The 24,773-nt window shown below is 74.9% G+C and carries 26 protein-coding genes; 15 read left to right on the top strand and 11 right to left on the bottom strand.

Annotation, left to right across the window (positions count from 1 at the left end; translation table 11 throughout):
• Positions 1–8 precede the first annotated feature (8 nt).
• On the bottom strand, positions 9–2,174 hold the full coding sequence (locus QCD66_RS25050) for a SpoIIE family protein phosphatase (RefSeq protein ID WP_364207344.1): 2,166 nt from the start codon (positions 2,172–2,174) through the stop codon (positions 9–11).
• 233 nt (positions 2,175–2,407) lie between these two features.
• Here QCD66_RS25050 and QCD66_RS25045 point away from each other — a divergent pair, with 233 nt between their 5' ends.
• Positions 2,408–3,475 (top strand): mechanosensitive ion channel family protein, encoded by a 1,068-nt coding sequence (locus QCD66_RS25045; protein ID WP_375735329.1) that lies wholly within the window; start codon positions 2,408–2,410, stop codon positions 3,473–3,475.
• 314 nt (positions 3,476–3,789) lie between these two features.
• Here the strand turns inward: QCD66_RS25045 and QCD66_RS25040 are convergent, their stop codons facing one another.
• Entirely contained in the window at positions 3,790–4,167 is a 378-nt protein-coding gene (locus QCD66_RS25040; protein WP_375735330.1) for a DUF6401 family natural product biosynthesis protein, read from the bottom strand.
• A gap of 159 nt (positions 4,168–4,326) precedes the next feature.
• Here QCD66_RS25040 and QCD66_RS25035 point away from each other — a divergent pair, with 159 nt between their 5' ends.
• A complete protein-coding gene (locus tag QCD66_RS25035) occupies positions 4,327–4,764 on the top strand; it encodes a hypothetical protein (protein WP_375735331.1) in 438 nt (145 codons plus the stop codon).
• Positions 4,765–4,770: 6 nt separating this feature from the next.
• Here QCD66_RS25035 and QCD66_RS25030 read toward each other — a convergent pair whose 3' ends face one another.
• Both QCD66_RS25030 and QCD66_RS25025 read right to left on the bottom strand, forming a co-directional pair.
• Positions 4,771–4,989: a hypothetical protein gene (locus QCD66_RS25030; RefSeq protein ID WP_357537860.1), complete on the bottom strand. Its 219-nt coding sequence runs from the start codon at positions 4,987–4,989 to the stop codon at positions 4,771–4,773.
• A gap of 122 nt (positions 4,990–5,111) precedes the next feature.
• Positions 5,112–5,363 carry a hypothetical protein gene (locus QCD66_RS25025; RefSeq protein ID WP_375735332.1) on the bottom strand — a complete coding sequence of 84 codons (252 nt, stop codon included), beginning with the start codon at positions 5,361–5,363 and terminating at the stop codon, positions 5,112–5,114.
• A 155-nt stretch (positions 5,364–5,518) separates the two neighbouring features.
• Here QCD66_RS25025 and QCD66_RS25020 point away from each other — a divergent pair, with 155 nt between their 5' ends.
• A complete protein-coding gene (locus tag QCD66_RS25020) occupies positions 5,519–6,736 on the top strand; it encodes a sugar MFS transporter (RefSeq protein WP_375735333.1) in 1,218 nt (405 codons plus the stop codon).
• Positions 6,737–6,797: 61 nt separating this feature from the next.
• Here QCD66_RS25020 and QCD66_RS25015 read toward each other — a convergent pair whose 3' ends face one another.
• The 4 genes from QCD66_RS25015 to QCD66_RS25000 form a co-directional block, all read right to left on the bottom strand.
• Positions 6,798–7,043 (bottom strand): hypothetical protein, encoded by a 246-nt coding sequence (locus tag QCD66_RS25015; RefSeq protein WP_357537855.1) that lies wholly within the window; start codon positions 7,041–7,043, stop codon positions 6,798–6,800.
• A gap of 155 nt (positions 7,044–7,198) precedes the next feature.
• Complete coding sequence (locus QCD66_RS25010) at positions 7,199–7,663, bottom strand: SRPBCC family protein (RefSeq protein WP_375735334.1); 465 nt, start codon at positions 7,661–7,663, stop codon at positions 7,199–7,201.
• A gap of 125 nt (positions 7,664–7,788) precedes the next feature.
• Positions 7,789–8,199 (bottom strand): DUF2795 domain-containing protein, encoded by a 411-nt coding sequence (locus tag QCD66_RS25005; protein WP_375735335.1) that lies wholly within the window; start codon positions 8,197–8,199, stop codon positions 7,789–7,791.
• A gap of 47 nt (positions 8,200–8,246) precedes the next feature.
• The gene (locus tag QCD66_RS25000; RefSeq protein ID WP_375735336.1) at positions 8,247–9,260 is read right to left on the bottom strand and encodes a YihY/virulence factor BrkB family protein; all 1,014 of its coding nucleotides are present in this window, start codon (positions 9,258–9,260) and stop codon (positions 8,247–8,249) included.
• Between the two features lie 154 nt (positions 9,261–9,414).
• Between QCD66_RS25000 and QCD66_RS24995 the strand changes: the two genes are divergently transcribed.
• A complete protein-coding gene (locus tag QCD66_RS24995; RefSeq protein WP_364207359.1) occupies positions 9,415–9,828 on the top strand; it encodes a ChaB family protein in 414 nt (137 codons plus the stop codon).
• 49 nt (positions 9,829–9,877) lie between these two features.
• On the opposite strand, the gene QCD66_RS24990 is transcribed toward QCD66_RS24995, so the two are convergent.
• Positions 9,878–11,317 (bottom strand): aldehyde dehydrogenase family protein, encoded by a 1,440-nt coding sequence (locus tag QCD66_RS24990; RefSeq protein ID WP_375735337.1) that lies wholly within the window; start codon positions 11,315–11,317, stop codon positions 9,878–9,880.
• Positions 11,318–11,398: 81 nt separating this feature from the next.
• Here QCD66_RS24990 and QCD66_RS24985 point away from each other — a divergent pair, with 81 nt between their 5' ends.
• From QCD66_RS24985 to QCD66_RS24975, 3 genes are all read left to right on the top strand, one after another.
• On the top strand, positions 11,399–13,003 hold the full coding sequence (locus QCD66_RS24985; protein WP_375735338.1) for a phytoene desaturase family protein: 1,605 nt from the start codon (positions 11,399–11,401) through the stop codon (positions 13,001–13,003).
• Between the two features lie 131 nt (positions 13,004–13,134).
• Positions 13,135–13,635: a hypothetical protein gene (locus QCD66_RS24980; protein ID WP_364207365.1), complete on the top strand. Its 501-nt coding sequence runs from the start codon at positions 13,135–13,137 to the stop codon at positions 13,633–13,635.
• A gap of 105 nt (positions 13,636–13,740) precedes the next feature.
• A complete protein-coding gene (locus QCD66_RS24975; protein WP_375735339.1) occupies positions 13,741–14,454 on the top strand; it encodes a maleylpyruvate isomerase N-terminal domain-containing protein in 714 nt (237 codons plus the stop codon).
• Positions 14,455–14,543: 89 nt separating this feature from the next.
• Here the strand turns inward: QCD66_RS24975 and QCD66_RS24970 are convergent, their stop codons facing one another.
• Positions 14,544–15,314, bottom strand: coding sequence for a polyprenol monophosphomannose synthase (locus QCD66_RS24970; RefSeq protein ID WP_357544156.1), 771 nt, complete (start codon positions 15,312–15,314; stop codon positions 14,544–14,546).
• A 145-nt stretch (positions 15,315–15,459) separates the two neighbouring features.
• Here QCD66_RS24970 and QCD66_RS24965 point away from each other — a divergent pair, with 145 nt between their 5' ends.
• The 8 genes from QCD66_RS24965 to QCD66_RS24930 are packed head-to-tail and all read left to right on the top strand — an operon-like array spanning position 15,460 to position 24,202.
• On the top strand, positions 15,460–17,127 hold the full coding sequence (locus tag QCD66_RS24965; RefSeq protein WP_364207370.1) for an HAD-IIIA family hydrolase: 1,668 nt from the start codon (positions 15,460–15,462) through the stop codon (positions 17,125–17,127).
• Positions 17,124–18,098, top strand: coding sequence for a glycosyltransferase (locus QCD66_RS24960; RefSeq protein WP_364207372.1), 975 nt, complete (start codon positions 17,124–17,126; stop codon positions 18,096–18,098). Before QCD66_RS24965 ends, QCD66_RS24960 begins: the two co-directional genes overlap by 4 nt.
• On the top strand, positions 18,083–19,300 hold the full coding sequence (locus QCD66_RS24955; protein ID WP_364207374.1) for a glycosyltransferase: 1,218 nt from the start codon (positions 18,083–18,085) through the stop codon (positions 19,298–19,300). The genes QCD66_RS24960 and QCD66_RS24955 overlap by 16 nt, the downstream gene beginning before the upstream one ends.
• Positions 19,300–19,977, top strand: coding sequence for an SIS domain-containing protein (locus QCD66_RS24950; protein WP_407566799.1), 678 nt, complete (start codon positions 19,300–19,302; stop codon positions 19,975–19,977). Before QCD66_RS24955 ends, QCD66_RS24950 begins: the two co-directional genes overlap by 1 nt.
• Positions 19,974–21,494 carry a PfkB family carbohydrate kinase gene (locus tag QCD66_RS24945; protein WP_407566798.1) on the top strand — a complete coding sequence of 507 codons (1,521 nt, stop codon included), beginning with the start codon at positions 19,974–19,976 and terminating at the stop codon, positions 21,492–21,494. Before QCD66_RS24950 ends, QCD66_RS24945 begins: the two co-directional genes overlap by 4 nt.
• On the top strand, positions 21,491–22,192 hold the full coding sequence (locus tag QCD66_RS24940; protein ID WP_375736100.1) for an SDR family oxidoreductase: 702 nt from the start codon (positions 21,491–21,493) through the stop codon (positions 22,190–22,192). Before QCD66_RS24945 ends, QCD66_RS24940 begins: the two co-directional genes overlap by 4 nt.
• A complete protein-coding gene (locus QCD66_RS24935; RefSeq protein WP_375736103.1) occupies positions 22,189–23,238 on the top strand; it encodes a glycosyltransferase family 9 protein in 1,050 nt (349 codons plus the stop codon). Before QCD66_RS24940 ends, QCD66_RS24935 begins: the two co-directional genes overlap by 4 nt.
• On the top strand, positions 23,219–24,202 hold the full coding sequence (locus QCD66_RS24930; RefSeq protein WP_364207380.1) for a DNA topoisomerase IB: 984 nt from the start codon (positions 23,219–23,221) through the stop codon (positions 24,200–24,202). The genes QCD66_RS24935 and QCD66_RS24930 overlap by 20 nt, the downstream gene beginning before the upstream one ends.
• On the opposite strand, the gene QCD66_RS24925 is transcribed toward QCD66_RS24930, so the two are convergent.
• The gene (locus QCD66_RS24925) at positions 24,192–24,695 is read right to left on the bottom strand and encodes a hypothetical protein (RefSeq protein ID WP_375736099.1); all 504 of its coding nucleotides are present in this window, start codon (positions 24,693–24,695) and stop codon (positions 24,192–24,194) included. The two genes, QCD66_RS24930 and QCD66_RS24925, sit on opposite strands and share 11 nt — an antisense overlap.
• Between the last annotated feature and the right edge of the window lie 78 nt (positions 24,696–24,773).

Genomic DNA, 24,773 nt, shown 5'->3' with positions numbered 1-24,773 from the left:
CGGTCCCCCTACCCGTCGGCGGCGGGGGTGACTCCTGCCGGACCGCCGGGGATGAGGATCTCGAACCATACGGTGGACCCCCGTACGGTCGGATCGGTGCCCCAGGCATCGCTCAGTTGCTCGATCAGCGACAACCCGCGGCCCCGGCTGCTCAGCCGATCGGTCTGTGTCCTGGTCACCGTGCCCCGCGTGCCCCGGTCGGCGACCGACACCAGCAGCCGTTCCGGGCTCAGGTCGATCTCCACCCGGGCCGAGGTGCCGGCGTGCAGGAGCGCGTTGGTGGTCAGCTCGCTGGTGCACAGCACCGCCGCCGCGACGACCGGCTCCGGCACCGCCCACTCGGTGAGCTGGGCGGTCATCCAGTGCCGTACCCGGCCCGGCGCGGTCGGCTCGGCCGGCACCCGGATACCGGCCGACCGGCTCGGCTTGCTGGCGTGCTCGACGGCCAGAACCGCGACGTCGTCCTCGGTCGGGCCGGGCACCGCACCGGCGGCGACCGCGCACAGGCTGCGCGGGTCGGAGCCACCGGCCGCCGACACGGCGGCGGCGAGGGTGTCGAACCCCTCGGCGAGACCGCGGTCGCGGCGCTCGACGACACCGTCGCTGAACAGCAGCACCGTGTCACCGGGGGCGAAGTCGACGGCGACGGCGGTCCGTCGCCCGCCCAGGCCGAGCGGCGGCCCCGGCGGTACGTCGAGGTATCCGGCGGCCGGCGCCGGCTCCCGCCCGCTGCCCGACCGGCGCAGCAGGGGAGCGGGATGCCCCGCGCTGGCCAGCGTCAGCCGGCCCACCTCGGGGTCGGCGACCCCGTAGGTGACGGTCACGAAGATCTCGTCGCTGCGCATCTCGGCGGCCAGGTTGGCGACCAGCCGGTCCAGGCCGAGCAGGACCGACGCCGGGTCCGGGTCGGTCAGCGCGAGCGCCCGCAACGCGGCGCGTACCTGGCCCATCAGCGCGGCGGCCCGCACGTCGTGCCCGGCGACGTCACCGAGGACGATCGCCAGCTTCCCGCCGGCCAGCGGGAACGCGTCGTAGAAGTCGCCACCGGCGGCGTTGCCGTCGACACCGGCCTCGTAGCGGGCGGCGATCCGGAACCGGGGGATGTCGGGCAGGTGCTCGGGCAGCATGCTGCGCTGGAGGAGTTGCGCGGTGCCGTGCTGGGTCTCGAACCGCCGGGCCCGTTCGGCCGCCTGGGCGACCAGTTCGGCGGTCGCGGCGAGCAGGGCCCGCTCGGCCGGCGGCCACGGATGGGCGGCCTCCAGCCCGAAGGTGAGCGCACCCCGCAGCGACGCGCTGCGCAGCGGCAGTGCGGCCAGCGCGCGTACCTTCTGGTCGTGCCGGTCCAGGGCGGTGCGCCGCAGCGGCTGGCCGTCGCTGCGGAACGTCGCGGTGCCGTCGGAGGCGGCGACGATCAGCGGCGCCGCCGAGTCGCCGGACAGCCGCCGCCACAGCGGGGGGAGCCGCTCGTCGGCCTCGTCGATGACCTCGCCGCGTACCCGGCGGGTGGTCCGCCACCCGCCGCCGTCGTCGACGCCGAAGGACGCCTGGTCGACGTCGAGCGACGACACGGCGTAACGCAGCACCACCCGGGCGACGTCGTCGAGGGTGAGGGTCGCCGACAGCGCCGACGCGAGTTCGCCGAGGTCCTGCAACCGCCGGGTCACCTGGGTCGTCTCGGCGGCGACGGTGAGCACACCGACGATCCGGCCGTGGCTGTCGCGGACCGCCGACAGGCCGCGGGTGAAGACCGCGTGCTCCAGGGTGCCGGCCGCGGCCCGGATCACCGGCAGCGCCGCCTCGGTCTCCAGGAACGGTTCACCGGTGCGACGCACCCGCTCGAAGACGTCACCGACGCCCGGCATCGCCCAGACGTCGGCGTGCACCTCGGGGGCCGGCCGGCCGAACGCCTCGGGATGCTTGACCCCGAGCACCGCCGCGTAGGCGTCGTTGTAGACCAGGGTCAGGTCGTCGCCGTACATCAGTGCCATCGCGACCGGCGACCCGAGCACCAGGTCGACGATGGCGCGTAGCGCGGGATCCCAACCGGACGGGTCGCCGAGCCCGGTCTGCGACCAGGGGCGGGCCGGCCGGGCGTCCGCGTGCGGCCCGCCGGCCGTACGGGCGGCGGGCACGGATACGGGAACCGCGGGTGTGCGCCCTGCCGTGGCTGGCATGGGAGCAGCCTATCCGGCGGAATCGAGTCCGGCCCGATCGGTGGAGACGCCGCAGCTCAGAGAGCGGGTCGAGGCGGATTCACCCGATCGTGGGTCCGGACCTGTCTGCGCCGACTGTTCGGCCGTTGACACCCGAATCCGTTTTGTCGGAAATGCCAGTAACTGATCGTGATTGGCGCGATGATCGGCAGGGTATGGGAACGCCGGAAGGCCATGCGACAGGAGGGGACCAGATGTCCGAGACGATGGCCGCGCGGCAGGTCGACATCGGGGCCGCGCTGACTGACATGTGGCGATCGGTGCTGCTATTCATCCCGAAGGCCATCGCCTTCGTCGCGATCCTGGTGATCGGTTGGATCATCGCGCGCTTCGTTCTCAAGATCGTCGACCGGGTGCTCGAACGCGTCGGCTTCGACCGCGCGGTGGAGCGCGGCGGCATCGGCCGGGCGCTGGAGCGCACCAGGTACGACGCCAGCGACATCCTCGCCCGGCTCGCCTACTACGCCGTACTGCTGCTGACCCTGCAACTGGCGTTCGGGGTCTGGGGACCCAACCCGATCAGCGACCTGATCGCCGGCGTGGTCGCCTGGCTGCCCCGTGCCTTCGTCGCGATCGTCATCGTGGTGGTCGCCGCCGCCATCGCCAGCGCCGTCCGCGACCTGATCGCCGGCGCCCTCGGCGGACTGTCGTACGGCCGCCTGCTGGCCAACCTGGCCTCGGCGTTCATCGTCGCGCTCGGCGTGATCGCCGCGCTGAACCAGATCGGCATCGCGACCACGGTCACCACCCCGGTCCTGGTGGCGGTGCTCGCCACCGTCGCCGGCATCCTCATCGTCGGCGTCGGCGGCGGACTGGTGAAGCCGATGCAGCAGCGCTGGGAGGGCTGGCTCGACCGGGCCGCCGCCGAGTCGCAGGTGATCCGGGACAAGGCCGCCGCGTACGCCGCCGGTCAGGAGGACATGCGCCGCCAGATGGCCGACCGGACGCCGGCCCCGGCGGACGCCGACCGTACCCAGGTCATCCCGCAGGGGGCGGGCTCGCCCGCGATGTCCGGCGGGCCGGCCCAGCCGATGGCGGGCAGCCGGCCCGGTGGTCAGCCGATGGCGGGTGGTCAGCCGATGGCCGGTGAGCAGCCGATGGCCGGTGGTCAGCCGATGACGGGTGAGCAGCCGATGTCCGGTGACGCGACCCGGACCCAGGCGGTGTACCGGTCCGGTAGCGCCACCCCGCCGGGCACCGAACGGCCGGCGGCCATCGACGACACTCAGCGGATCATGCCGCCGGACCGTAGCGACCGGTAACCGCGCCACGAAGGCGGCCCGGCCGGACCCTGCGGTTCGGCCGGACCGTGCGGTTCGGCCGGGCCGCCTGGTGCGGCCGGTCCGGGCTGCACCCAGCCGAGCTGGGGCTGGGGCTGATCAAGGAGTAATCGTGGCCTGTGCGGGGCGAATTGTCGAATACATCCCCTTGATCGGCGCGGCCCCTTGATCGTCGGTGCGACGCGGCGGCCCGGCCCGGTGCGGCGCGGTCCGAGTGCGGTGTCGGCACGGCGTGGCGTCGTCCGGATGCGGTGCGGTCTCTGCGGGTGAGGGGCGTGGTGGGGCGGTCGGGTGGCTCAGCCGGCCGGTGGTGTGTCGGCGGGGCGGTCGGCGGCGCGGGCCAGGGCGCACACCGCGAGCAGCCTCGTCAGTACCCAGTCCGGGCCGGCGGACCAGTCGACCGGGCCCTGCGGCAGGCGCCAGCCGTGCTGGAGTGCGGCGTCGCGTACCCCTTCGGCGTAGCCGGCGAGCGCGACCGGGGTCAGCGGCCGGCGGTCACCGAGAAGGCTGTCCCGTACGGCCGCCGCGTGCTGGTCGACGCTGGCGAGCAGCCTCGGGTGCGCGGCGGCGGCGGCGAGGCCGGCGACACCGACACTTACCTGCAAATCGGCCAGCACGGAGCGTGCGGAGCGATTCGCGCGGCGTGCGGAAGCGCCGTTGAACAGGGCTGTCATGGAGACCGAGGCTAGTCAACCGGCCAGTCCGTCGACCTCGGTCGGTCGGTGGGGACCGGCCGGCGGGCGGCTGAATCTGTGGGTCGTATCCGCGTACCGCAACCCCCGCCCGGGTAGTGGTGTGGGGACAGCCGACACCCGTACCCGGAAGGAGACATCGTGGCTGACGACGGCCCCGACCAGGCGCACCGGCGCCCGGCCGACCTGGACGACGTGACCGTGGCCGCGTTGGGCAAGATCAGCGAGGCGCTCGAGACGACCGAGCGGGCCCGCGGGCACCTCTATTCGATGCACCAGCTCACCGGGCACGCCGACCTGCAGCTCGACGAGGCCGTCGAGCTCTTCCGGCGGGCCGGGCACCACGGGGTCGCCGACCGGATCGAACGGGAGCTGATCGGCCGCAACGTGATCGCCGGACGATGGACCTTCCAGATCGTCGAGGACTACGACGACGGCTACCATGCGACGTTTCGTGACCTGGAGGCGTGGGCCCGCGACGACCTGGCGGGTGGACGGCGCCATCTCTTCGAGGCGGAGATGAAGGAGCGGCGCCGGACGAAGGGGCTCGCCGGGCACGAGGCGCGACCGGCGGGGTGACTCCCGCTATTCGAAGCTGCTGGGACCGGCGTCGGCCGGCCGACGCCGCATGGCGTCGTCGGCCAGGATGACCGTGGCGACCATCAGCGCGACGACGACGCTGAACAGCCACGAGTCGTCGCTGACCAGGCGGGCGGCGACGGGGGCCTGAAGCGCGGTCAGCACGAAACCGAACCAGGCCCAGCGGCGCTGACGCGGGGAGAGGAATCCGGGGGCTTGACGCATCCGAAAAGTTTGCCCCGGAGAAACCGGATTGCCCTCGGCCGTTCGGTCGAAGTCGGGGTTGTCTGTCCGGTCTGCCAGCAACTGTCGGTGATTTGATAGTTGCCGAAAGTTGGTCCGTGTTGTCAGCTTCCGCCGCCGCCACCGCCGTCCCCACCGCCGCCACCACCACCACCGTCGCCGCCCCAACTCCAGCCGCCGCCACCGCTGTCGCTGTCGCCGCTGTCGCCGACACCACCGTCGTCACCGCCTCGGCGGGACCGGCGGGCGGGGGCGGGCGAGCCGCGGCCGGCCCGGGAGACCGACATGTAGCGCCCCACGAGGGCGACCACCAGGATGAGGAGACCCAGGCCCAGGAAGGGCAGTAGCTCTGTCATGCCATCACTGTCGGGCATGCGTACGGGCCGGCCAACCCCTATCCGTATCGGCGTACGTCAGCGCGCGACCCCGGCGTCATAGGGGGAACGAGGGGTGGGGACGGCTCGGCGGGGCGGTGTGCGAGAGCGTTTTCCCTGCGGCAAGATCGGGGGCTGTGTCCGCCCCAACCACACCCCGGCTGTCCCTGCTCCTGCTCGCATACTTCGCGTTCGTCAGCCTCGGCCTGCCCGACGGCCTGCTCGGCGTCGGCTGGCCGTCGATCAGCGCGGGCTTCGCCGTACCCACCGAGGCCGTCGGCCTGCTGCTCACCGCCAGTACCGCCGGCTACCTGACCTCGAGCGTCGCCGCCGGCTTCACCATCAGCCGGCTCGGCGTCGGCTGGCTGCTGGCCGGCAGCACCGGCCTGACCTGCCTCGCCCTCGTCGGCTACGCGGCGTCCCCGGCGTACGCCCTGCTGATCGGCTGCGCACTGCTGCTCGGGTTCGGCGGCGGTGCGATCGATTCCGGCCTCAACGCCTACGCCGCGGGGGCGTTCGGTCCACGGCACATGAACTGGATGCACGCGTTCTTCGGCCTCGGCGTCGCCCTCGGCCCGCTGATCATGACGACCGTGCTGGCCACCGGATCCTCCTGGCGATGGGGGTACGGCGTCGTGGCGGCGGCGCAGGCCGTACTGGCAGTGGCCTTCGTGCTGACGGTGCGGGCCTGGAGCCGCCGGCAGCCGGCCACCGGCCCGGGCGAGGAGCCCTCCACCCGGCCCGCGCGGGTGCCCGTACGGGAGACGCTGGCCCTGCCGGCGGTGTGGTTCGGCGTGCTGGCGTTCGCGGTGTACGTCGCCGTCGAGGTGACGGCGGGGCTGTGGGCGTACCTGCTGCTGACCGAGGGGCGCGGCCTGAGCGCGACGGTGGCCGGTGTCTGCGTGTCCGGCTACTGGGCCAGCCTCTTCGTCGGCCGGGTGGTGCAGGGAGTGGTCGCCGAGCGCCTCGGTACGTCGACCGTGCTCACCGGCAGCCTGGTCGCGATGGTGGCCGGCGCGGTGCTGGTGGCCCTGCCCGCCTCCGGCTGGGTCGCCGTCGCCGGGCTGGCGATCATCGGGTTCGGCGCCGCGCCGGTGTTCCCGCTGCTCACCCTGACCACCGCCGAGCGGGTCGGGGCCGGGCACGCCGACCGCACGATCGGGTTGCAGATCGGTGCGGCGGGGTTGGGCGGGGCGGCGATTCCGGCCGGCGTGGGCGTGCTGCTGGGCCGGGTCGACGTGGAACTGCTCGGCCCGGCCCTGGTCGTGCTCTCGGCGGCCCTGCTTGCCCTCTACTCCGCAGCCAGCCGCCGCCCTCGCCGCCGTCCCCACCTGGCAGCGCTGATCAAGGACTAGTCGCGCGACAAAAGCCGCGGCCCGGGCATGTTTTCTCCTTGATCGACGCGCAGCGGACGGGTCAGTGCGGGCCGGAGCGGCCGGTGGTGGACGGGCGGTCGGCGCGTTGGTTGTCGGTCAGCTTCTCGCGGCCGGCCGGGGTGCTCTCCAGCTCCTCGGCCTCCGCGCCGTGGCCGAAGGCCGCCTCGGCACCCGCGTCGTTGCCGGTGACGTCGTCGAGTTGGCCGTCGGTGTCCCAGGTCGCCATCGCCTCGGTGAGGTCCTTCAGCGGCAGTCGCTGCTCGTCACGCCAGGTCTCGTCGGTCATTCACCGGTCGTACCCGGGGGCCGGGCGCCGAAACCCTGGTCGCACCCGGCGCCGGGCACCGAAGCTCTGGTCGCGCCCTGGGGGAAGAACGTAACGGCGACGCGGCGGCCGCCGGCGGGTCGAACCCGCCGGCGGCCGCCGCTGATCCCGCCCCGCTACGGCTCGGACCGGTGCACCTCGCCGCGCCAGGCGCCGGTCTCCACGCCGCCGCGGCCCTCGATGAACTTCTTGAAGCGGTCCAGGTCACCCTTGACCCGCATGTCGATCATGCCGAGCTTGTCGGCGGCCTGTTCGGCCATGCCGTGCGGCTCGAGGTCCATCTGCGCGGTGACCCTGGTGTGGGTGGCGTCGAGCCGGTGGAAGGTGATGACCCCCGCCTGCTTCATGCCGCCGGTCGACTTCCAGGCCACGCGCTCGTCCGGCAACTGTTCGGTGATCTCCGCGTCGAACTCGCGTTTCACGCCGGCGATCTCGGTCTTCCAGTGCGTCTTGGTGTCGCTGAGTTGGCGGACCTCCTTCACCCCTTCCATGAAGTGGGGGAACTCCTCGAACTGGGTCCACTGGTCGTACGCGGTACGAACCGGTACCGCGACGTCAACGGACTTGGTGACCGAACCCATGTGACTTCCTCCTTGATCGACAGTCCTCGACAGTCCTAGACGGGACGGGACGGGACTGGACTGGACGGGCGTGGACGTGGACCGGCCGGGGCCGGAAGGAACGACCGTCGGGTGCGGGACCGCGGCTACCAGCGCGTCGACTCGTTCGCGTGACCCAACGCGGCCCAGACCTCGGACACCGTGCGGAACTCGGTGTCCGACGGCAGCCGGTCCAGCTCGGCGAGCACGTCGTCGGGCGCCTCGTTGTCCCGCGCGCTGTGCCGCAGCGTCTCCCGGTCGCCGGGCAGCGCCGACAGGCTGATGTAGCGGCCCAGCCGGCTGCGCTGCTCGACCTCGGCGGGCGTCATGCCCTGCGGGACGCCGGTCTGGTTCTCGCCGCCGGGAACCCGGCTGACCTCCGGCTGGTCCTCACCGGACGGCTCGGCCTCGCGCCACGGTTCGGCGCGGGCGCCGGCCTTCCCGGCGACGGTGCCGGCGACCTCCCGGTTCATCTGGTCGTCCAGTCGTGGTCCGTGTTTGCTGTTGCCACGTTCCATGACCTAGTCGCTACCCGGCCCCGTCCGCGCTAAACGATTTCCGCCGATCAGGAGCCGCGTGAAGGGGACGTCTCCGACCGGTCGTCGGCCGGGGCGCGTTCGGGCAGCACCGGGTCCTTCTCGGCGTCCTCGACCCCGCCCTGGATCGCCCGGCCCCGCTGGATCTCCGCGTTGACCTCGACCCCGAACAGCACCGCCATGTTGATCAGGTAGATCCAGATCAGGAAGGCGATGACCGCGCCGAGGCTGCCGTACGTGGCGTCGTACGACGCGAAGTTGGCGACGTAGAGCCCGAAGCCGAACGAGACCACCGCCGCCGCCAGCAGCGTCACCAGGCCGCCGGGGGTGAGCCAGCGGAACCGGGGCTGCCGTACGTTGGGCGCCACCCAGCCGAGCAACGCCAGGAGCAGCATCGCGATCAGCACCAGGGCCGGCCACTTGACGATCGCCCACGCGGTCCGGGCGGCGGCGCCGAGGTTGAGCGCGTCACCGACGGCGTCGACGACCGGCCCGCTGACGATGAGCATGACGACGCTCGCGGCCAGCAGCACCAGGGTGACGAAGGTGACGCCGAGCTGCAGCGGGCGCAGCTTGTAGAAGGGCCGGCCCTCTTTCACGCCGTAGATCGCGTTCGCCGCCCGGGTGAAGCCGCCGACGTACCCCGACGCCGACCAGAGGGCACCGAGCAGACCGAAGCTCAGCAGCACCCCGGCGGAACTCTGCTGGTTGACGACGCTGTCGATGGCGTCGCGTACGCCGCCGCTGGCCACCACCGAGCCGGCGCCGAGGTCCTCGGCGACGCCGAGGATGGTGTCGACCGCGTCGCCGCCCCGGGCGACGAGGCCGACCAGGGCCACCACCACGACCAGCGACGGGAAGATCGCCAGGACCGAGTAGTACGTCAGGCTGGCCGCCCAGTCGGTGCAGTTGTCCTTGCCGAACTCCTTGGCGCTGCGGACCAGCACACCCTTCCACGTCGACCAGTGCAACTGGCGCAGCTGGCGGGGCAGTTTGCGCTGCCGGTCGCGCGGTCGGGCCGGCGGGTGCGTCGTCGTGGCCATCGCCCAACTCCCTGCTGCTTCGGCAGCGGCGACCCCCCGCCGCTGGTTGCGGTGGCCGTACCCCCGGGCGGACCTGGACAAACCCGTCATGGTTTGGTCGCCCGGGGGCGGGGAACGCAGCCAGTCGAGCATTTCCTAGGCGAGGAGGTCCGACATGCCCGCGCGTGACGAGCTGCCGAGCACGCTCCAGCGTTCGCCGGACAAGGCCCAGCGCACCTGGTCGAAGACGCACGACTCGGCCGTCGAGACGTACGGCGAGGGTGAGCGGTCGCACCGGGTCGCGTTCGCCGCGCTGAAGCACTCGTTCGAGAAGGTCGGCGACCACTGGGAGCCCAAGTCGGGCAAGGGTCCGAGCGACGAGCAGGCGGCCGGTGGTGGCCCGCAACGGCGGACGCCGACCGCCGGCGGGGTGGACGCCAACGCGTCCAAGGAACACCTCATGGACCTGGCCGCCCGGGCCGACGTCCGGGGCCGGTCCAGCATGACGAAGCCGGAACTGGTCAAGGCGTTGCAGAAGGCCAACGACCGCAGCACCCGGCAGGCCCGCGAGAAGAAGAAAAGATCCTGACCGGCCCGGCGGCCGGGCGTCCGCCCGGCCGCCGGCTCCGTCGGGTACGTCACCAGCGCACCGCCGGGCCGCCGGGTGGTTCGATGTGCACGGCCTTGGCGACCGTCATCTCGTCGAGCAGTTCCGGGCCGTAGCCGAATCCCTCCCCGCTGGCGCGGCGCGGGTGCGCGGCGCCGCCCGGTGCCCCGCCGAAGACGGCGTTGACCTTGACGGTGCCGACCGGCAGTTCCCGCCAGGCCCGCTGCGCGTTCGCCATCGAGCCGGTCAGCACGGTGGCGGCCAGCCCGTACGGCGACCGCCCGGCCCGCGACAGCGCCTCGTCGTACGAGTCGACGACCAGCACCGGTGCGATCGGGCCGAACGTCTCCTCCCGCATCACCGCCATGTCGTCGGCGCAGCCGGCGAGGACCGTCAGCGGGTAGAAGGCGCCCGGCCCGTCGGGCACGGTCCCACCGCACAGCACGTCGGCGCCGTCGGCGACCGCGGCGGTCACCTGGGCGTGCACGTGCTCGCGGTGCCGGCGGTCGACCAGCGGCCCGAGTTCGGAGCGCGGGTCGCGGCCCGGGCCGACCCGCATCTCGCGGCAACGGCCCACCAGCGCGGCCAGGAAGCGGTCGGCGACCGTACGGTGCACGTAGATGCGCTCGACGGCGACGCAGAGCTGCCCCGAGTTGGCGAACGCGCCGATCGCGGCCTGGTCGGCGGCCCAGCGCGGGTCCACGTCGGCGTCGACGATCAGCGGGTCGCTGCCACCGTTCTCCAGCAGCGCCTTGGCGCCGGTGCCGGCGCAACTGGCGGCGATCGACCGCCCGGCGGCGGTCGAGCCGACGTGCGCGACGAGGTCGACCTGCCGGCCGGCCAGCGCGGCACCGACCGCGCCGTCGCCGGTGACCAGCGAGAGCACGCCGGGCGGCAGGTGCTCGGCCAGCAGCTTGACGAGGAGCCAGCCGGTCGCCGGGGTGCGCTCGCTCGGCTTGTGGACCACCGTGTTGCCGGTGACCAGGGCCGCGCCGAGCAGCCCGCAGGAGACCGCTACCGGGTCGTTCCACGGCGTGATCACCGCGACGACACCCCTCGGCTGGTACGTCACCAGGTCGATCGCCTCCGCCGCCCCGGCCAGCGTCCGGCCGCCGTGCAACGGCCCGAGTTCGGCGTACTGCCGCAGGGTGGCGACGCCCGCCTGGATGCCGGCCCGGGCACCGGCGAGGGGCTTGCCCATCTCGGCGGTCTGCGCGTCGGCGATCCGGTCGGCCGCGTTCTCGATCGCGTCGGCCGCCAGGTGCAGCGCGGCGGCGCGTACGGCGGGGGTGCTCGCCGCCCAGCCGGGCGCGGCGCCCCGCGCCGCCTTCACCGCGGCGTCCAGGTCGGCGCCGACGGCGGTCGGCGCGGAGCTGACCGGGCTGCCGTCGGCCGGGTCCACCACCTCGAACCGGCCGTTGTCGCCGGCCGGCTTCCACTGCGCGCCGATGAGCTGTTCCACCTCGTACATCCGCCCGTAGTCCCCGCGGAAGGCGCCGGCAAACCGGCAGATTCATCGGGCGGGCCGGCAGAGCCGGCAGAATCATCGGGCATGGGAAGCGTGGATGCGCAGGGCGCCGACGCTCTGGTGATCGGGGCGGGCCCCAACGGGCTGGTCGCCGCGAACCTGCTGGCCGACGCCGGCTGGGACGTGCTGGTGCTGGAGGCGACCGGTGCGGCCGGTGGCGCCGTGCGGTCGGCCGAGATCACCGCACCCGGCTACCTCAACGACCTGTTCAGCTCGTTCTACCCGCTCGCGTACGCCTCGCCGGTGATCCGCCGGCTCGACCTGGAGGCGTCCGGGCTGCGCTGGACGCACGCCCCGGACGTGCTGGCCCACCTGCTGCCGGACGGCCGGGGCGCGGTGCTGAACCGGGACCCGGCGCGTACCGCGGCGTCGCTGGAGCGGTTCGCGCCGGGCGACGGCGACCGCTGGCTCGCCGCGTACGACGAGTGGCGGGCGCTGTCCGGGCCGCTGCTGTCGGCGCTGTTCAGTCCGATCCCGCCGGTGCGGGGCGGGCTGGCCCTGCTGGCCCGGCTGCGTACGGCCGGCGCGCTGCGGCTGGCCCGCCGGCTGGCGCTGCCGGCGCGGACGCTGGGCGCGGAACTGTTCCGGGGCGAGGGCGGCCCGCTGCTGATGGCCGGCTGCGCCCTGCACACCGACCTGTCCCCGCTCGACGTCGGCAGCGGCGTGTACGGCTGGCTGCTGACCATGCTGGGCCAGCAGGTCGGCTGGCCGGTGCCGGTCGGCGGGGCGCAGCGGCTCACCGACGCGCTGGTGACCCGGCTGCGGGCCCGGGGCGGCCGGATCGCGTACGGCATGCCGGTCGACCGGGTGCTGGTGGCGCGGGGGCGGGCGGTCGGCGTACGGACCCGGGGCGGCACGCTGTGCCGGGCCCGGCGGGCGGTGGTGGCCGACGTGCCGGCGCCGGCCCTGTTCCTGGACCTGGTGGGGCGGCGGTGGCTGCCGCCGCGGCTGGTGGACGACCTGGCCCACTTCCGGTGGGACGGCTCGACGGTGAAGGTCGACTGGGCGCTGTCCGGGCCGGTGCCGTGGACCGATCCGGCGGCGGCCGGCGCCGGCACCGTCCACCTCGGCGGCGACCTCGACGGGCTGACCGGGTTCGCCGCCGACCTGGCCCGCGGTGTGCTGCCGGCGGAACCGTTCCTGCTGGTCGGGCAGATGTCCACGGCGGACCCGACCCGGTCACCGGCGGGTACCCAGGCGCTGTGGGCGTACACCCACCTGCCGTTCCGGCGGGCGTGGGACGGCGCGGAGGTGGTCGCGCACGTGGCCCGGATGGAGGCGGTGCTCGAACGGTACGCGCCGGGGTTCGGCCGGCTCGTCGTCGGCCGGCACGTGGCCGGCCCCGGGGATCTGGAGCGGGCCGACCCGAGCCTGGTCGGCGGGGCGCTGGGCGGCGGTACGTCGGCGGCGTACCAGCAGCTCGTGCTGCGGCCGGTGCCCGGGCTGGGGCGGGCGGACACCCCGGTCGACCGGCTCTTCCTGGCGAGCGCGTCGGCGCATCCGGGCGGCGGGGTGCACGGCGGCCCGGGCGCGAACGCGGCGCGGGCGGCGCTGGCCCGGGACCGGGCGGTCGGCGGCGGCCTGTACGCGGCGGCGGTCTCGGCCGCCCACCGGGCGATCTACCGCTGAAAGTCGGAATGTGCGGATCGCGCGGCGATGACCGGCGATCCCATCTATGCAAGATCGTCGATCTCTGGTAGGAAAGTTGCAGGGTTGACCCATGTCATGTAGAAAACCCCCACCCGAGAACCGGAGTTCCCATGACACCCACCCGCCGCGCGACCCGACGCGTGCTCACCCTGCTGGTCGCGGTGTTCGCCGCCACCGTCACCGCCCTCGGCTTCTCCACCCCCGCCCATGCCATCACCCACTCCAGCGCGACGTCGCAGCTGAGCGCCGCCGGCATCAGCTGGACGTCCAGCGGCGGATGCAGCAACCGCAACGTCCCCACGTGTACGTCGTTCGACGGCATCCGCCAGGCGACGATCACCGGGATCATCACCTTCAAGCGGGCCAGCGGCTGCGCGGTCACCATCACCGCCGGCACCGAGACCGGACACGCCAGCGGCACCTACAGCCACTGGAACGGCTACAAGGTGGACATCCGGTTGAGCACCTGCGTGGAGAACTACATCACCCGGTCCTACACCTACGTCGGCTACATCTCCGGCTGGGGACACCAGTACCGGGCGGCCTCCGGCAACCTCTACACCAAGGAAGGCAGCCACTGGGACATCCTCTACTACACCTGCGGCTGCTGACCGGCCCGCGCGTGGCGCCGCCGCACCGGCGGCGCCACGCCGCCGGTGCGGCCGGGGAATGAGACCGGCCCGGCCGGGGCATACCCGGGTCATGGAGGTGGCGCCATGACCCCTGCGACCGACCCGGCCGACCTGACGGAGATGGCCGGCATCGACCCGTTCGACGTCCTCGACACCGAGGCGGCCCGGGTGGACGCCTTCTACCGCGGGCTGTCCGACGCCGGCTGGTCGGCCCCCACCCGGTGCCCGGGCTGGGACCGGCGCGACCTGCTCGCCCATCTGACCACCACCGAGGACTACACGCACGCCGGGCTCAACGGCAGGGTCGAGGAGTTCGAGGACGACCTCGGCGGGGCCGACCTGGACGACCGCAACGCCCGCGGGATCGCCCGGCGGGCCGGCCTGCCGCCGGCGACGCTGCTCGCCGAATGGCGGGCCGCCTCGGCCGACAACCGCCGCCGGCTGCGCGAGCGCGGCGAGCGCGGCACGCTCCAGACGGCTGCCGGCGACTATCCGGTCGGCCGTCAGGTGTTCTACCTGGCCAGTGAACTCGCCACGCACGCCGACGACGCCGGGGTGCCGCAGTCGCCCACCGAACGCGAGGAGCGGCTCCAGTGGCGGGTACGGTTCGCCCGGCTCGCGGTGGCCGAGGCCGGCCAGGGGGTGGTCGTCACCCCGGACGGCGGGATCGAGGTGATCCGGCTCGCCGGGCAGCGGGCCCGGCTCTCCGAGAGCGACTTCGTCGAGGCGGTCGCCGACCGCCTGGGCGACGGCGCGCTACCCGACGACATCCGCGAGGCACTGGTGGTGCTGGCCTGAACGGGACGCGACCCGGTCGGGCCCGCGGCGCCACCGGCGTACCGGCGACGGGCGGCGCGGATGCCGGCCGGCGGGCGGACCGGGGCGGGTCAGGCGCGGCCGACGCCGCGGTGCTTGCGGCGCAGGCGGAACGGCATCAGCGCGCTCTCCACCTTGGTCGCGGTCGTCATCTTCGAGATGCCGTCGAGGCGGTCGGCGAACCGGATCGGCACCTCCAGCACGGTGTGCCCGAGCCGGGTGGCCAGGTAGTGCATCTCCACCTGGAAGCTGTAGCCGTTGGACTGCACCCGGCCGAGGTCGATGTCGCGCAGCACGTCGGCGCGCCAGATCTTGAACCCGGCGGTCAGGTCCCGGATGCGGACCCGCAGCAGCGAGTGCACGTAGAAGTTGGCCCAGCCGCTCAGCGCGCGGCGGTAGAGCGGCCACGCCTCGTCGAGTTGGCCGCCCGGCACGTAGCGCGAACCGATCACCACGCCGGCCCTGGTGGACAGCAGGGTGCCCAGCATCCCGGGCAGCGCCTCCGGCGGGTGCGACAGGTCGGCGTCCATCTGCGCCACGTAGTCGGCACCGGCCTCGAGCGCCCGACCGATCCCGTCGACGTACGCCCGGCCCAGCCCCTCCTTGCCCGGCCGGTGCACCACCGTGATCCGCTCCGGATGGTCGCTGGCCAGCTTGTCGGCCACCTCGCCGGTGCCGTCCGGGGAGTTGTCGTCGGCCACCAGGATGTGCAACCCCGGCAACGGCAGTGCGAGCAGCCGCTCGACCAGGACGGGCAGGTTGCCCGCCTCGTTGTAGGTCGGCACGACCACGGTGACGCGCGCGTCACACCACGGCGTGGGTAACTGCACGGGCTCGATCATGAAAGGCATCCTCTATAGGCTGACATTTCCTCCGCAGAGGGTAGTCACCCCACGCCGGTGCCGCAGTCCGCCACCCCGGCGCGGTGGCGCGGCCGACCCGCGCGACGCCAGGTTTACTCGCCCCGGCCCCGGGAACCCGGCCGAAGTGCCAGCTCAGCAGGTCGATCCCGGAGGTGGATCCGGCGCGCGACGCGCCGGACACCCGCGTACGGGCGCCGTCCTGTTCGACGCGGTGCTGTTCGACCGCGACGGCACGCTCGTGCACGACGTGCCGTACAACGGCGACCCGGACCGGGTACGCCCGTTCGACGGCGCCCGGGAGGCGCTCGACCGGCTGCGCGCCGCCGGGCTGCGGCTCGGTGTGGTCACCAACCAGTCCGGGCTGGCCCGCGGCCACTTCACCGCGGCCGACCTCGCCCGGGTCAACGCCCGGATCGAGGAGTTGCTCGGCCCGTTCGACACCTGGCAGGTCTGCCCGCACGACGAACCCGCCGCCGACGCTGAAGTGCCGGCCGGCTGCCGGTGCCGCAAACCGGCGCCCGGGCTGGTGATCGACGCCGCCCGGGCACTCGGGACCGTACCGGGCCGGTGCGTCGTCGTCGGCGACATCGGCCGCGACATGACCGCGGCCGGGGCCGCCGGAGCGGCGGGCGTACTGGTGCCGACCCCGGTGACCCGGCCGGAGGAGATCGCCGCCGCCCCGGCCGTCGCCGGGGACCTGCGCGGCGCGGCCGACCTGATCCTGCGCCGCCAGCGCCTGGTCGGCGGGGCGCGGGCCGGCGGGCGGACCCGCCCGCGCCGGGTGCTGGTCGCCCGCCCCGACTCGGCCGGCGACGTGCTGGTCACCGGTCCGGCGATCCGGGCGGTGGCGGCCGGCGCCGACCGGGTGGTGATGTTGTGCGGCCCGCGCGGCCGGGCCGCCGCGGAACTGCTGCCCGGCGTCGACGAGATCGTCGAGTGGTCGCTGCCGTGGATCGACCCCGACCCGGCCGCCGTCGACCGCGAGCAGGTCGGCCGGCTGACGGACCGGCTCGCCGCGACCGGCGTCCAGGAGGCGGTGCTGTTCACCTCCTTCCACCAGTCGGCGCTGCCGCTGGCCCTGGTGCTGCGGATGGCCGGCGTACGGCGGATCGCGGCGATCAGCGACGACTACCCCGGTTCGCTGCTCGACGTACGGCACCGGGTGCCGCTCGGCATCCCCGAACCGGAACGGGCCCTGTCGCTGGCGGCCGCCGCCGGCTTCGCGCTGCCCGACGGCGACGAACCCGTGCTGCGGCTGCGGATCGGCCCCGGCCCCGCCGCCCGGCCGTACGTCGTCGTGCACCCCGGCTCGTCGGTGCCGGCCCGGGCCTGCCCGCCGGCCCGCTGCGAACAGATCGTCCGGGCGCTCGCCGGTGCCGGTCACCGGGTCGTGGTCACCGGTGGTCCGGGCGAGCGCGAACTGTGCGCCCGGGTCGCCGGCACCGCCGGGATCGACCTCGGCGGCCGGACCGCACTGCCCGACCTGGTCCGGATCATCGCCGGCGCCGGTGCCCTCGTCGTCGGCAACACCGGGCCGGCGCACATCGCCGCCGCCGTCGGCACCCCGGTGGTCAGCCTGTTCGCCCCGACCGTCTCCTTCGGACAGTGGGGGCCGTACCGGGTGCCGTGGGTCCGGCTCGGCGACGCCGCCGCCCCCTGCCGGCACACCCGCGCCACGACCTGCCCGGTCACCGGCCACCCCTGCCTGTCGAAGGTGGAGCCGGACAGCGTCGTCGACGCGGTCCGGCTGATCGGCGTACCGGCCGGCGCCCCCGTGGCGGGTGCCGGGTGAACATCCTCCTCTGGCACGTGCACGGCTCCTGGACCACCGCACTCGTGCACGGCGGACACCGCTACCTCGTGCCGGTCAACGCCGCCCGGGACACGTACGGGCTCGGCCGGGCCCGCACCTACGACTGGCCGGACACCGTACGGGAGGTCACCGCCGAGCGGCTGGCCCGCGAGGACATCGACGTCGTCCTCCTGCAACGCCCCGAGGAGGTCGACCTCGTCCACACCTGGCTCGGCCGCCGGATCGGCCGCGACCTGCCGGCGGTCTACGTCGAGCACAACACCCCCAAGGGCGAGGTGCCGCAGAGCCGGCACCCGTTCGCCGACCGCGACGACCTGCTCGTCGCCCACGTCACCCACTTCAACGAGCTGTTCTGGGACACCGGGGCGACCCGGACCGCCGTCATCGAGCACGGGGTGGTCGAACCGGTCCCGCGCTGGACCGGCGAACTCGACCGGCTCGCCGTGGTCACCAACGAGCCGGTACGCCGCTGGCGGGTCACCGGCACCGACCTGATGCCCCGCTTCGCGGCGGTCGCCCCGCTCGACGTCTACGGGCTCGGGGTGGCCGGGCTGCCGGGCAGGCTCGGGCTGCCCGTCGACCGGCTCACCGTCCACGACGACGTACCGCAGGACCGGATGCACGCCCAGGTGGCGAAGCGCCGGGCCTACCTGCACCTGTGCCGGTGGACGTCGCTCGGGCTCAGCCTGGTCGAGGCGATGGCGATGGGCATGCCGGTGCTCGCCCTGGCCAGCACCGAGGCGGTCGAGGCGGTCCCGGCCCAGGCCGGCGTGCTGTCGACCCGGGTCGACACCCTCGTCGACGCCGCCCGGTGGCTGATCGACGAACCGGAGGCGGCCGGCCGGCTCGGGGCGCGCGCCCGCGAGGTCGCCCGCACCCGCTACGGCCTGGACCGGTTCCTGGCGGACTGGGACCGGTTGCTGGAGGAGGAAGTATGCGTATCGCGATGATCTCCGAGCACGCCAGCCCGCTCGCGGTGCCCGGCGGCGAGGACGCCGGCGGGCAGAACACGCACGTGGCGCAACTGTCGACGGCACTGGCCCGCGACGGCCACGAGGTACGCGTCTACACCCGGCGGGACTCGCCAGACCTGCCGGCGGCCGTGCCGCTGCCCGGCGGCGGGTACGTCGTGCACGTACCCGCCGGCCCGGCCGAGCCGCTGCCCAAGGACGCCCTGCTGCCGCACATGGGCGACTTCGGCCGCTGGCTGGGCGAGCGGTGGGGCGGCGCCGAGCCGCTGCCCGACGTCGTCCACGCGCACTTCTGGATGAGCGGGCTCGCCGCGGTCACCGCCGCCCGGCGGACCGGGGTGCCGGTCGTGCAGACGTACCACGCGCTCGGCACCGTCAAACGCCGCCACCAGGGCACGATGGACACCAGCCCGCCGCGCCGGATCGGCTACGAACGCACCCTCGGCCGGGCCGTCGACCGGGTCGTCGCGCAGTGCGCCGACGAGGTGCGCGAACTGGTCCGGATGGGGGTGCCCCGCAACCGGATCGTGGTGGTGCCCTCCGGCGTCGACGACGAGGTCTTCGCGCCGACCGGGCCGGTCGCCCCGCGCGAGCCGGGCCGGCCGCGCATCCTCACCGTCGGCCGGCTGGTCGAACGCAAGGGCTTCCAGGACGTGATCGCCGCGCTGCGGCTGATCCCCGACGCCGAGTGCGTCGTCGTCGGCGGGCCGCCGGGCGCCCGGCTCGACGACGACCCGCACGCCCGCCGGCTGCGGGCGTTCGCCGTCGCGCTCGGCGTCGCCGACCGGGTACGCCTGGTCGGCGCGGTGCCCCCGGACCAGATGCCGCACTGGTACCGCTCGGCGGACGTGCTGGTCGCCGCACCCTGGTACGAGCCGTTCGGCCTCACCCCGCTGGAGGCGATGGCGTGCGGCGTACCGGTGGTCGCCACCGCCGTCGGCGGGCTCACCGACACCGTCGTCCACGGCCTGACCGGCGACCTGGTGCCGCCCCGCGACCCGCGCGCCCTCGGTGCCGCGATCCACGCCCTGCTCGAAGACCGGGTACGCCGGTTCGCGTACGCCTCCGCCGCCGTCGACCGCGCCCGGCAGTCGTACACCTGGCGGCGCGCCGCCGCCCAGCTCGGCACCGTCTACTCGGCGGTCGTCGGCGTGCGCCGCACCAGCGGGGCGGTCGCCTGATGGCGGCCCCCTCGGTGCTCGACGCCCACCTCGCCGCGCTCGCCGCCGCGCTGCGGCCGTTCCGGCAGGCCGCCGACCTGCTCGGCCGGTGGGGCGGCGAACTGGCCTGGACCCTGGGCACCGGCGGCCGGCTGCTGGTCGCCGGCAACGGCGGCAGCGCGGCCGAGGCCCAGCACCTGGCCGCCGAACTCGTCGGCAAGCTACGCGACGACCGCACCCCGCTGTCGGCGATCGCGCTGTGCGCCGAGACGTCGTCGCTGACCGCGATCGGCAACGACTACGGCTACGAGGAGGTCTTCGCCCGCCAGGTACGCGCCCACGGCCGGGCCGACGACGTACTGCTGCTGCTGTCGACCAGCGGCCGCAGCGCCAACCTGCTCGCCGCCGCGCGGGCCGGCCACGAACAGGGGCTGCGCTGCTGGGCGCTGACCGGCCCGGCCCCGAACCCGCTCGCCGAACTGTGCACCGAGGTCCTCGCGGTGCCGTCGCCGGAACCGCAGGTCGTGCAGGAACTGCACCTGCTGTCGGCCCATGTGCTGTGCGAGTACGTCGACCGTGACCTGCCGGCCGTGCGCGGCCTTTCCGGCACCGTGCCGACGGTGGAGCACATGACCGGCCGGAATGGGGGAATCCGCAGCCTCGGTGCCCCAACCGAGGCAAGCGAGGTGAGCACATGACGCACCGCCTGGTCGTCGTCGGCGACACCCTGCTCGACCGCGACGTGGACGGGATGGTCACCCGGCTCTGCCCCGACGTGCCGGTGCCGGTGCTGGAGGAGGCGACCACGCTGGACCGGCCCGGTGGCGCCGGGCTGGCCGCGCTGTTCGCCGCCCGGCAGGGCTTCGACGTCGCCCTGGTCACCGCGTTCGCCGACGACGACGGCGGGGCGCGGCTGCGCGAACTGCTCGCCGACGCCGGGATCGAGGTGCACGTCCTGCCACTGCCCGGCGCCACCGCCGAGAAGATCCGGCTGCGGGCCCGCGGCCAGGTGCTGCTGCGGCTCGACCGTGGCGGTGCCGCCGGCCGGCCCGGCGAGCCGCCGCCCGCCGCCCGGGCCGCGCTCGCCGGCGCCGCCGCGATCCTGGTCAGCGACTACGGGCGCGGGGTCGCCGCCGCACCGGCGGTGCGGGCCGCGCTGGCGCGTACCGCCGCCCCGGTCGTCTGGGACCCGCACCCGCGCGGCCCGCGCGCCGCGCCCGGCGTCCGCCTGCTCACGCCGAACGAGACCGAGGTACGGCAGCTCACCGGCGACGACCCGGACGGCTCCCGGCTGGCGACCGCCTCCCGGGGTGCCCAGGAACTGCGCCGGCGCTGGCGGGCCGGCGCGGTCGCGGTGACGATGGGCGGCGACGGCGCGCTGCTGTGCCACTCCGGCCCGACACCGCTGGTGGTGCCGGCGCCGGCCAACGCCGACGGCGACACCTGCGGTGCCGGCGACCTATTCGCCGCCACCGCCACCGGTGCGCTGGCCCAGGGGGCGCTGGTCTCCGAGGCCGTGCAGGAGGCGGTCCGCGAGGCGAGCGAGTACGTCGCGGCGGGCGGCGTCGGTGCCGTGCTGGTGCCGGGACCGGGCAGCGGCGCGGCGGTGAAGGCCGCGTACCGGCGCCCGACCGGGACCGGCGTGTGCGGTGACCGGCCGGCCACCGCCGCACCGGACGGTCCCGGCGGCGACGGCGCCGGGGTACGGCACCACGGCGCCGACGGCGACTCGGTGGCGGCCGGGGCGCTGGTCGCCGACGTACGGGCCCGGGGCGGCACGGTGGTGGCCACCGGCGGCTGCTTCGACCTGCTGCACGCCGGCCACGTCGCCACCCTCCAGGCGGCCCGCCGGCTCGGCGACTGCCTCGTGGTCTGCCTCAACTCCGACGCCAGCGTCGCCGGGCTGAAGGGGCCGGACCGGCCGGTCGTGCCGCAGGGCGACCGCAGCCGGTTGCTGGCCGCGCTCGGCTGCGTCGACGCGGTCGTCATCTTCGACGAGGCCACCCCGCACGCGGTGCTGTCCTGGCTGCGTCCGGACGTGTGGGTCAAGGGCGGCGACTACGCCGGCGGTGGCGGGGACGAGCCCGACCTGCCCGAGGCGGCCCTGGTCCGGCGCTGGGGCGGGCAGACCGTCGTCGTGCCGTACCTCGACGGCCGTTCCACCACGCGGATGATCGCCGCGGCCCGTGCCGGCGCCGGGGAGGCGGCCGGATGACCGCGACCGCACCGGGCGGCGGCCCTTCCGTACTGGTCACCGGCGGGTCGAGCGGTCTCGGCGCGGCGGTCGTCGCCGCGATCGCCGACGCCGGCGGCCGCCCCTGCGTGCTGGACCTGATGGAGCCGGCCCCGGGCGTGCCGTGGCTGGCCTGCGACCTCGCCGACACCCGGGCCGCGGAGGAGGCCACCCGGCGGCTGGCCGAGACGGCCGGCGGGTTCGACGGGGTGGTCACCGCGGCCGGGGTGGACCGGCCGGGCGCGCTGGTCGACGTGCCGCCGGCCGACTGGGACCGGGTGGTGGCCGTCGACCTGCTCGGCACCGCCGCCGTCGTCCGGGCCGCGCTGCCGTCCCTGATCGAGCGTCGCGGCCACGTGGTCACCGTCGCCTCCACACTCGGCCTGAAGGCCGTCGCCGACGCCACCGCCTACTGCGCCGCCAAGTTCGGTGTCGTCGGGTTCACCCGCGCGCTGGCCGCCGAACTCGCCGGCTCGGTCGGGGTCACCCTGCTGGTGCCGGGCGGGATGCGGACCGCGTTCTTCGCCGGCCGCGAGGAGCAGTACCGGCCGGGCGCCGACGCGGTGCTCAACGACCCGGCCGCGGTGGCCGCCGCCGTCGTCTTCGCCCTGCGCCAGCCGCCCGGCAGCGCGGTACGCGAGATGGTGCTGTGCGCCGACCGGGAGACGTCCTACCCATGATCCTGGTGCTGCGGGCCCTCGGGGTCGGAGATCTCGCGACGGTGGTGCCGGCGCTGCGCGGCCTGAAGGCCGCCTACCCGGACCAGGACCTGGTGCTGGCCGCGCCGCGCTGGCTGGTGCCGCTGGTCGACCTGGTCGGCGTGGTGGACCGGCTGGTTCCCCTGGAAGGGCTGGGACCGGCGGAGCAACCGGAGCCCGCCGGCGGCGCCGGCCCGGAACCCGGCGGTGGCGGCGGCCCGGAACCCGGCGCCGGCCCGGAGCCGGGGGAGTGGGCGGCGCTGGACGGGGTGACCCCGGAGGTGGCGGTCAACCTGCACGGGCACGGCCCGCGGTCGCACGAGCTGCTGCTGGCCGCGAACCCGGGGCGGCTGCTCGCCTTCGCCTGCCCCGCCGCCGGGCACCTCGACGGTCCACGCTGGAACGACGACGAGCACGAGGTGCAGCGCTGGTGCCGCCTGCTGCGCTGGTACGGCATCGACACCGACCCCGGCGACCTGGGGCTGCGCCGGCCCCCGCCGGCCTGGCTGCCGGTCGGCCTGACGATCGTGCACCCCGGCGGCAAGGACCCCGCCCGGCGCTGGCCCGCCGACCGCTGGGCCGCCCTGGCCCGGACCCTGGACGGGCTCGGCCACCACATCGTGGTCACCGGGTCGGCCGACGAGCACGACCTCGCCGAGGAGGTCGCCGGCGGCGCCGGGCTGCCGATGAACGCCGTACTCGCCGGCCACACCGACCTGGCCGAACTGGCCACCCTCGTCGCGTACGGCCGGATGCTGATCAGCGGCGACACCGGCGTCGCGCACCTCGCCACCGCGTACCGGACCCCGTCGGTGGTGCTGTTCGGCCCGGTCCCGCCGCGGCGGTGGGCGCCGCCGCCGGACCGGCCCTGGCACCGGGTGCTGTGGCGGTCCGACCTGGCCGGCGAGCCCGCGCCGGCGGACCGGCCGCACCCGGCGCTGCTGGCCGTCGGCCCCGACGAGGTGGTGGCGGCGGTGTCCGAGGTGGACCGGATCGGCCAGGTGCGGGATGCGGTTACGGCGCACTGACCTGAGCCGCCCCGGGTACGGCCGGCGCCGACGCGGCCGTGGCGTCAGCTTCCTCGACCCCGACGGCCGGCCGATCACCGCGCCGGACGAACTCGACCGGCTCCGCGCTCTGGCCATCCCGCCGGCCTGGCGGCAGGTCTGGATCTCACCCGACCCGTGCGGCCACATCCAGGCCACCGGCGTCGACGCCGCCGGCCGCAAGCAGTACCTCTATCACCCGCTGTGGCGGGTGCGGCGGGACGAGGCCAAGTTCGACCGCGTGCTCGAGGTCGCCGCCCGGCTGCCGGTGCTGCGCGAGCGGGTCGCCGTCGACCTGGCCGGCCGTGGCCTGCGCCGCGAACGGGTGCTGGCCGCCGTCACCCGGCTGCTCGACATGGGCATGTTCCGGGTCGGCGGGGACCAGTACGCCGCCGGTGCCGATCCCACGTTCGGGGTGGCGACCCTGCGCGCCGAACACGCCCGGCCCCGGGCCGGCCGGATGGTCCTGGAGTTCCCGGCCAAGGGCGGCGTCGCCCAGGTCCGCGAGGTGGCCGACCGGGACGTCTGCGCCGTGCTGCGCCACCTGCGACGCGGTCGGGCCGCCGGTGACCGGCTGTTCGGCTACCGGGCCGGCCGGCACTGGTACGACGTGCGCAGCGACGAGATCAACGGCTACCTGCGGCAGGCCAGCGGCGGCGCGATGACCGCCAAGGACTTCCGTACCTGGCACGCCACCGTCCGGGCCGCGACCGGGCTGGCCGGCGCCGCCCCGGCGACCTCGGCGACCGCCCGGCGGCGGACCGTGACGGCCGTCATGCGCGAGGTGGGCGGCCTGCTCGGCAACACCCCCACCGTGGCCCGGGCGTCCTACGTGGACCCCCGGATCGTCGACCTCTACCACGACGGGGTGGTCGCCGAGGTGGCCGACCCGGACAGTCGCGACGACGCCGAGCGGGCCGTGCTGGAGCTGCTGGTCAATCGGTGAGCACGTGCGACAGTTCGTCGCGGAACCGGCGCTCCGACTCGGTGACGACCTCGCCGCCGATGCCGAACACCCCGCCGCTGCGGGCCGCCGACACCACCTCGTCGGCGATGGTCAGCAACCAGTGCTTGTACGCCCCGGCGTCGCCCTCGTCGGCCTTCGCGGCGAGCAGCGCCGCCGCCTCCTTGGCCCGCCCGAGTACGTCGGCGAGCATCGCCCGCGGGTCCGGCGGGGCGATGATCGGCAGTTCCTCACCGGTCTCCGGGTCGCCGACCCGGGACACGAGTTCGACCGCGATGGCCGACACCAGCGGGCTCGGCGCCTCCCGTCCGGTCGAGATCGCCTCCAGCCCGGCCGCGTTCTCGGCCATGGTCCGGCGGGTGCTGTCGGTCTCCGCCGCCGTCGCCGCGGTCAGCACCGCGTGCGGCAGGCCGACCAGCAGCCCCCACTCCTCGTCGCTGAAGCCGAAGGTGCTGAACACCGGCTGCTCGGTCACGGCGTCACCTCGCTCCGCTCGGCGCCGCCGTGCCTTGCACTGGGCCTGATGGTTCCCTCGCTTCGCTCGGTCACGATG

This window comes from Polymorphospora sp. A560, assembly GCF_045781765.1.
Taxonomy (GTDB): Bacteria; Actinomycetota; Actinomycetes; order Mycobacteriales; family Micromonosporaceae; genus Polymorphospora; species Polymorphospora lycopeni.
The sequence above is the reverse complement of the archived record's forward strand: the minus strand, read 5'-3'. Positions and strand labels throughout refer to the sequence as shown.

Excerpts from the sequence above, each read along its gene's own strand:
- QCD66_RS25050 (WP_364207344.1), bottom strand. The coding sequence starts at position 2,174 with ATGCCAGCCACGGCAGGGCGCACACCCGCGGTTCCCGTATCCGTGCCC.
- QCD66_RS25000 (WP_375735336.1), bottom strand. The coding sequence starts at position 9,260 with ATGGCCACGACGACGCACCCGCCGGCCCGACCGCGCGACCGGCAGCGC.
- QCD66_RS24945 (WP_407566798.1), top strand. The coding sequence starts at position 19,974 with ATGACGCACCGCCTGGTCGTCGTCGGCGACACCCTGCTCGACCGCGAC.
- QCD66_RS24980 (WP_364207365.1), top strand. The coding sequence starts at position 13,135 with ATGACACCCACCCGCCGCGCGACCCGACGCGTGCTCACCCTGCTGGTC.
- QCD66_RS24935 (WP_375736103.1), top strand. The coding sequence starts at position 22,189 with ATGATCCTGGTGCTGCGGGCCCTCGGGGTCGGAGATCTCGCGACGGTG.
- QCD66_RS25010 (WP_375735334.1), bottom strand. The coding sequence starts at position 7,663 with ATGGGTTCGGTCACCAAGTCCGTTGACGTCGCGGTACCGGTTCGTACC.
- QCD66_RS24955 (WP_364207374.1), top strand. The coding sequence starts at position 18,083 with ATGCGTATCGCGATGATCTCCGAGCACGCCAGCCCGCTCGCGGTGCCC.
- QCD66_RS24940 (WP_375736100.1), top strand. The coding sequence starts at position 21,491 with ATGACCGCGACCGCACCGGGCGGCGGCCCTTCCGTACTGGTCACCGGC.
- QCD66_RS24985 (WP_375735338.1), top strand. The coding sequence starts at position 11,399 with ATGGGAAGCGTGGATGCGCAGGGCGCCGACGCTCTGGTGATCGGGGCG.
- QCD66_RS25040 (WP_375735330.1), bottom strand. The coding sequence starts at position 4,167 with ATGACAGCCCTGTTCAACGGCGCTTCCGCACGCCGCGCGAATCGCTCC.
- QCD66_RS24970 (WP_357544156.1), bottom strand. The coding sequence starts at position 15,314 with ATGATCGAGCCCGTGCAGTTACCCACGCCGTGGTGTGACGCGCGCGTC.
- QCD66_RS25025 (WP_375735332.1), bottom strand. The coding sequence starts at position 5,363 with ATGACAGAGCTACTGCCCTTCCTGGGCCTGGGTCTCCTCATCCTGGTG.
- QCD66_RS24975 (WP_375735339.1), top strand. The coding sequence starts at position 13,741 with ATGACCCCTGCGACCGACCCGGCCGACCTGACGGAGATGGCCGGCATC.
- QCD66_RS24930 (WP_364207380.1), top strand. The coding sequence starts at position 23,219 with ATGCGGTTACGGCGCACTGACCTGAGCCGCCCCGGGTACGGCCGGCGC.
- QCD66_RS24950 (WP_407566799.1), top strand. The coding sequence starts at position 19,300 with ATGGCGGCCCCCTCGGTGCTCGACGCCCACCTCGCCGCGCTCGCCGCC.
- QCD66_RS25005 (WP_375735335.1), bottom strand. The coding sequence starts at position 8,199 with ATGGAACGTGGCAACAGCAAACACGGACCACGACTGGACGACCAGATG.
- QCD66_RS25030 (WP_357537860.1), bottom strand. The coding sequence starts at position 4,989 with ATGCGTCAAGCCCCCGGATTCCTCTCCCCGCGTCAGCGCCGCTGGGCC.
- QCD66_RS24995 (WP_364207359.1), top strand. The coding sequence starts at position 9,415 with ATGCCCGCGCGTGACGAGCTGCCGAGCACGCTCCAGCGTTCGCCGGAC.
- QCD66_RS25015 (WP_357537855.1), bottom strand. The coding sequence starts at position 7,043 with ATGACCGACGAGACCTGGCGTGACGAGCAGCGACTGCCGCTGAAGGAC.
- QCD66_RS25045 (WP_375735329.1), top strand. The coding sequence starts at position 2,408 with ATGTCCGAGACGATGGCCGCGCGGCAGGTCGACATCGGGGCCGCGCTG.
- QCD66_RS24990 (WP_375735337.1), bottom strand. The coding sequence starts at position 11,317 with ATGTACGAGGTGGAACAGCTCATCGGCGCGCAGTGGAAGCCGGCCGGC.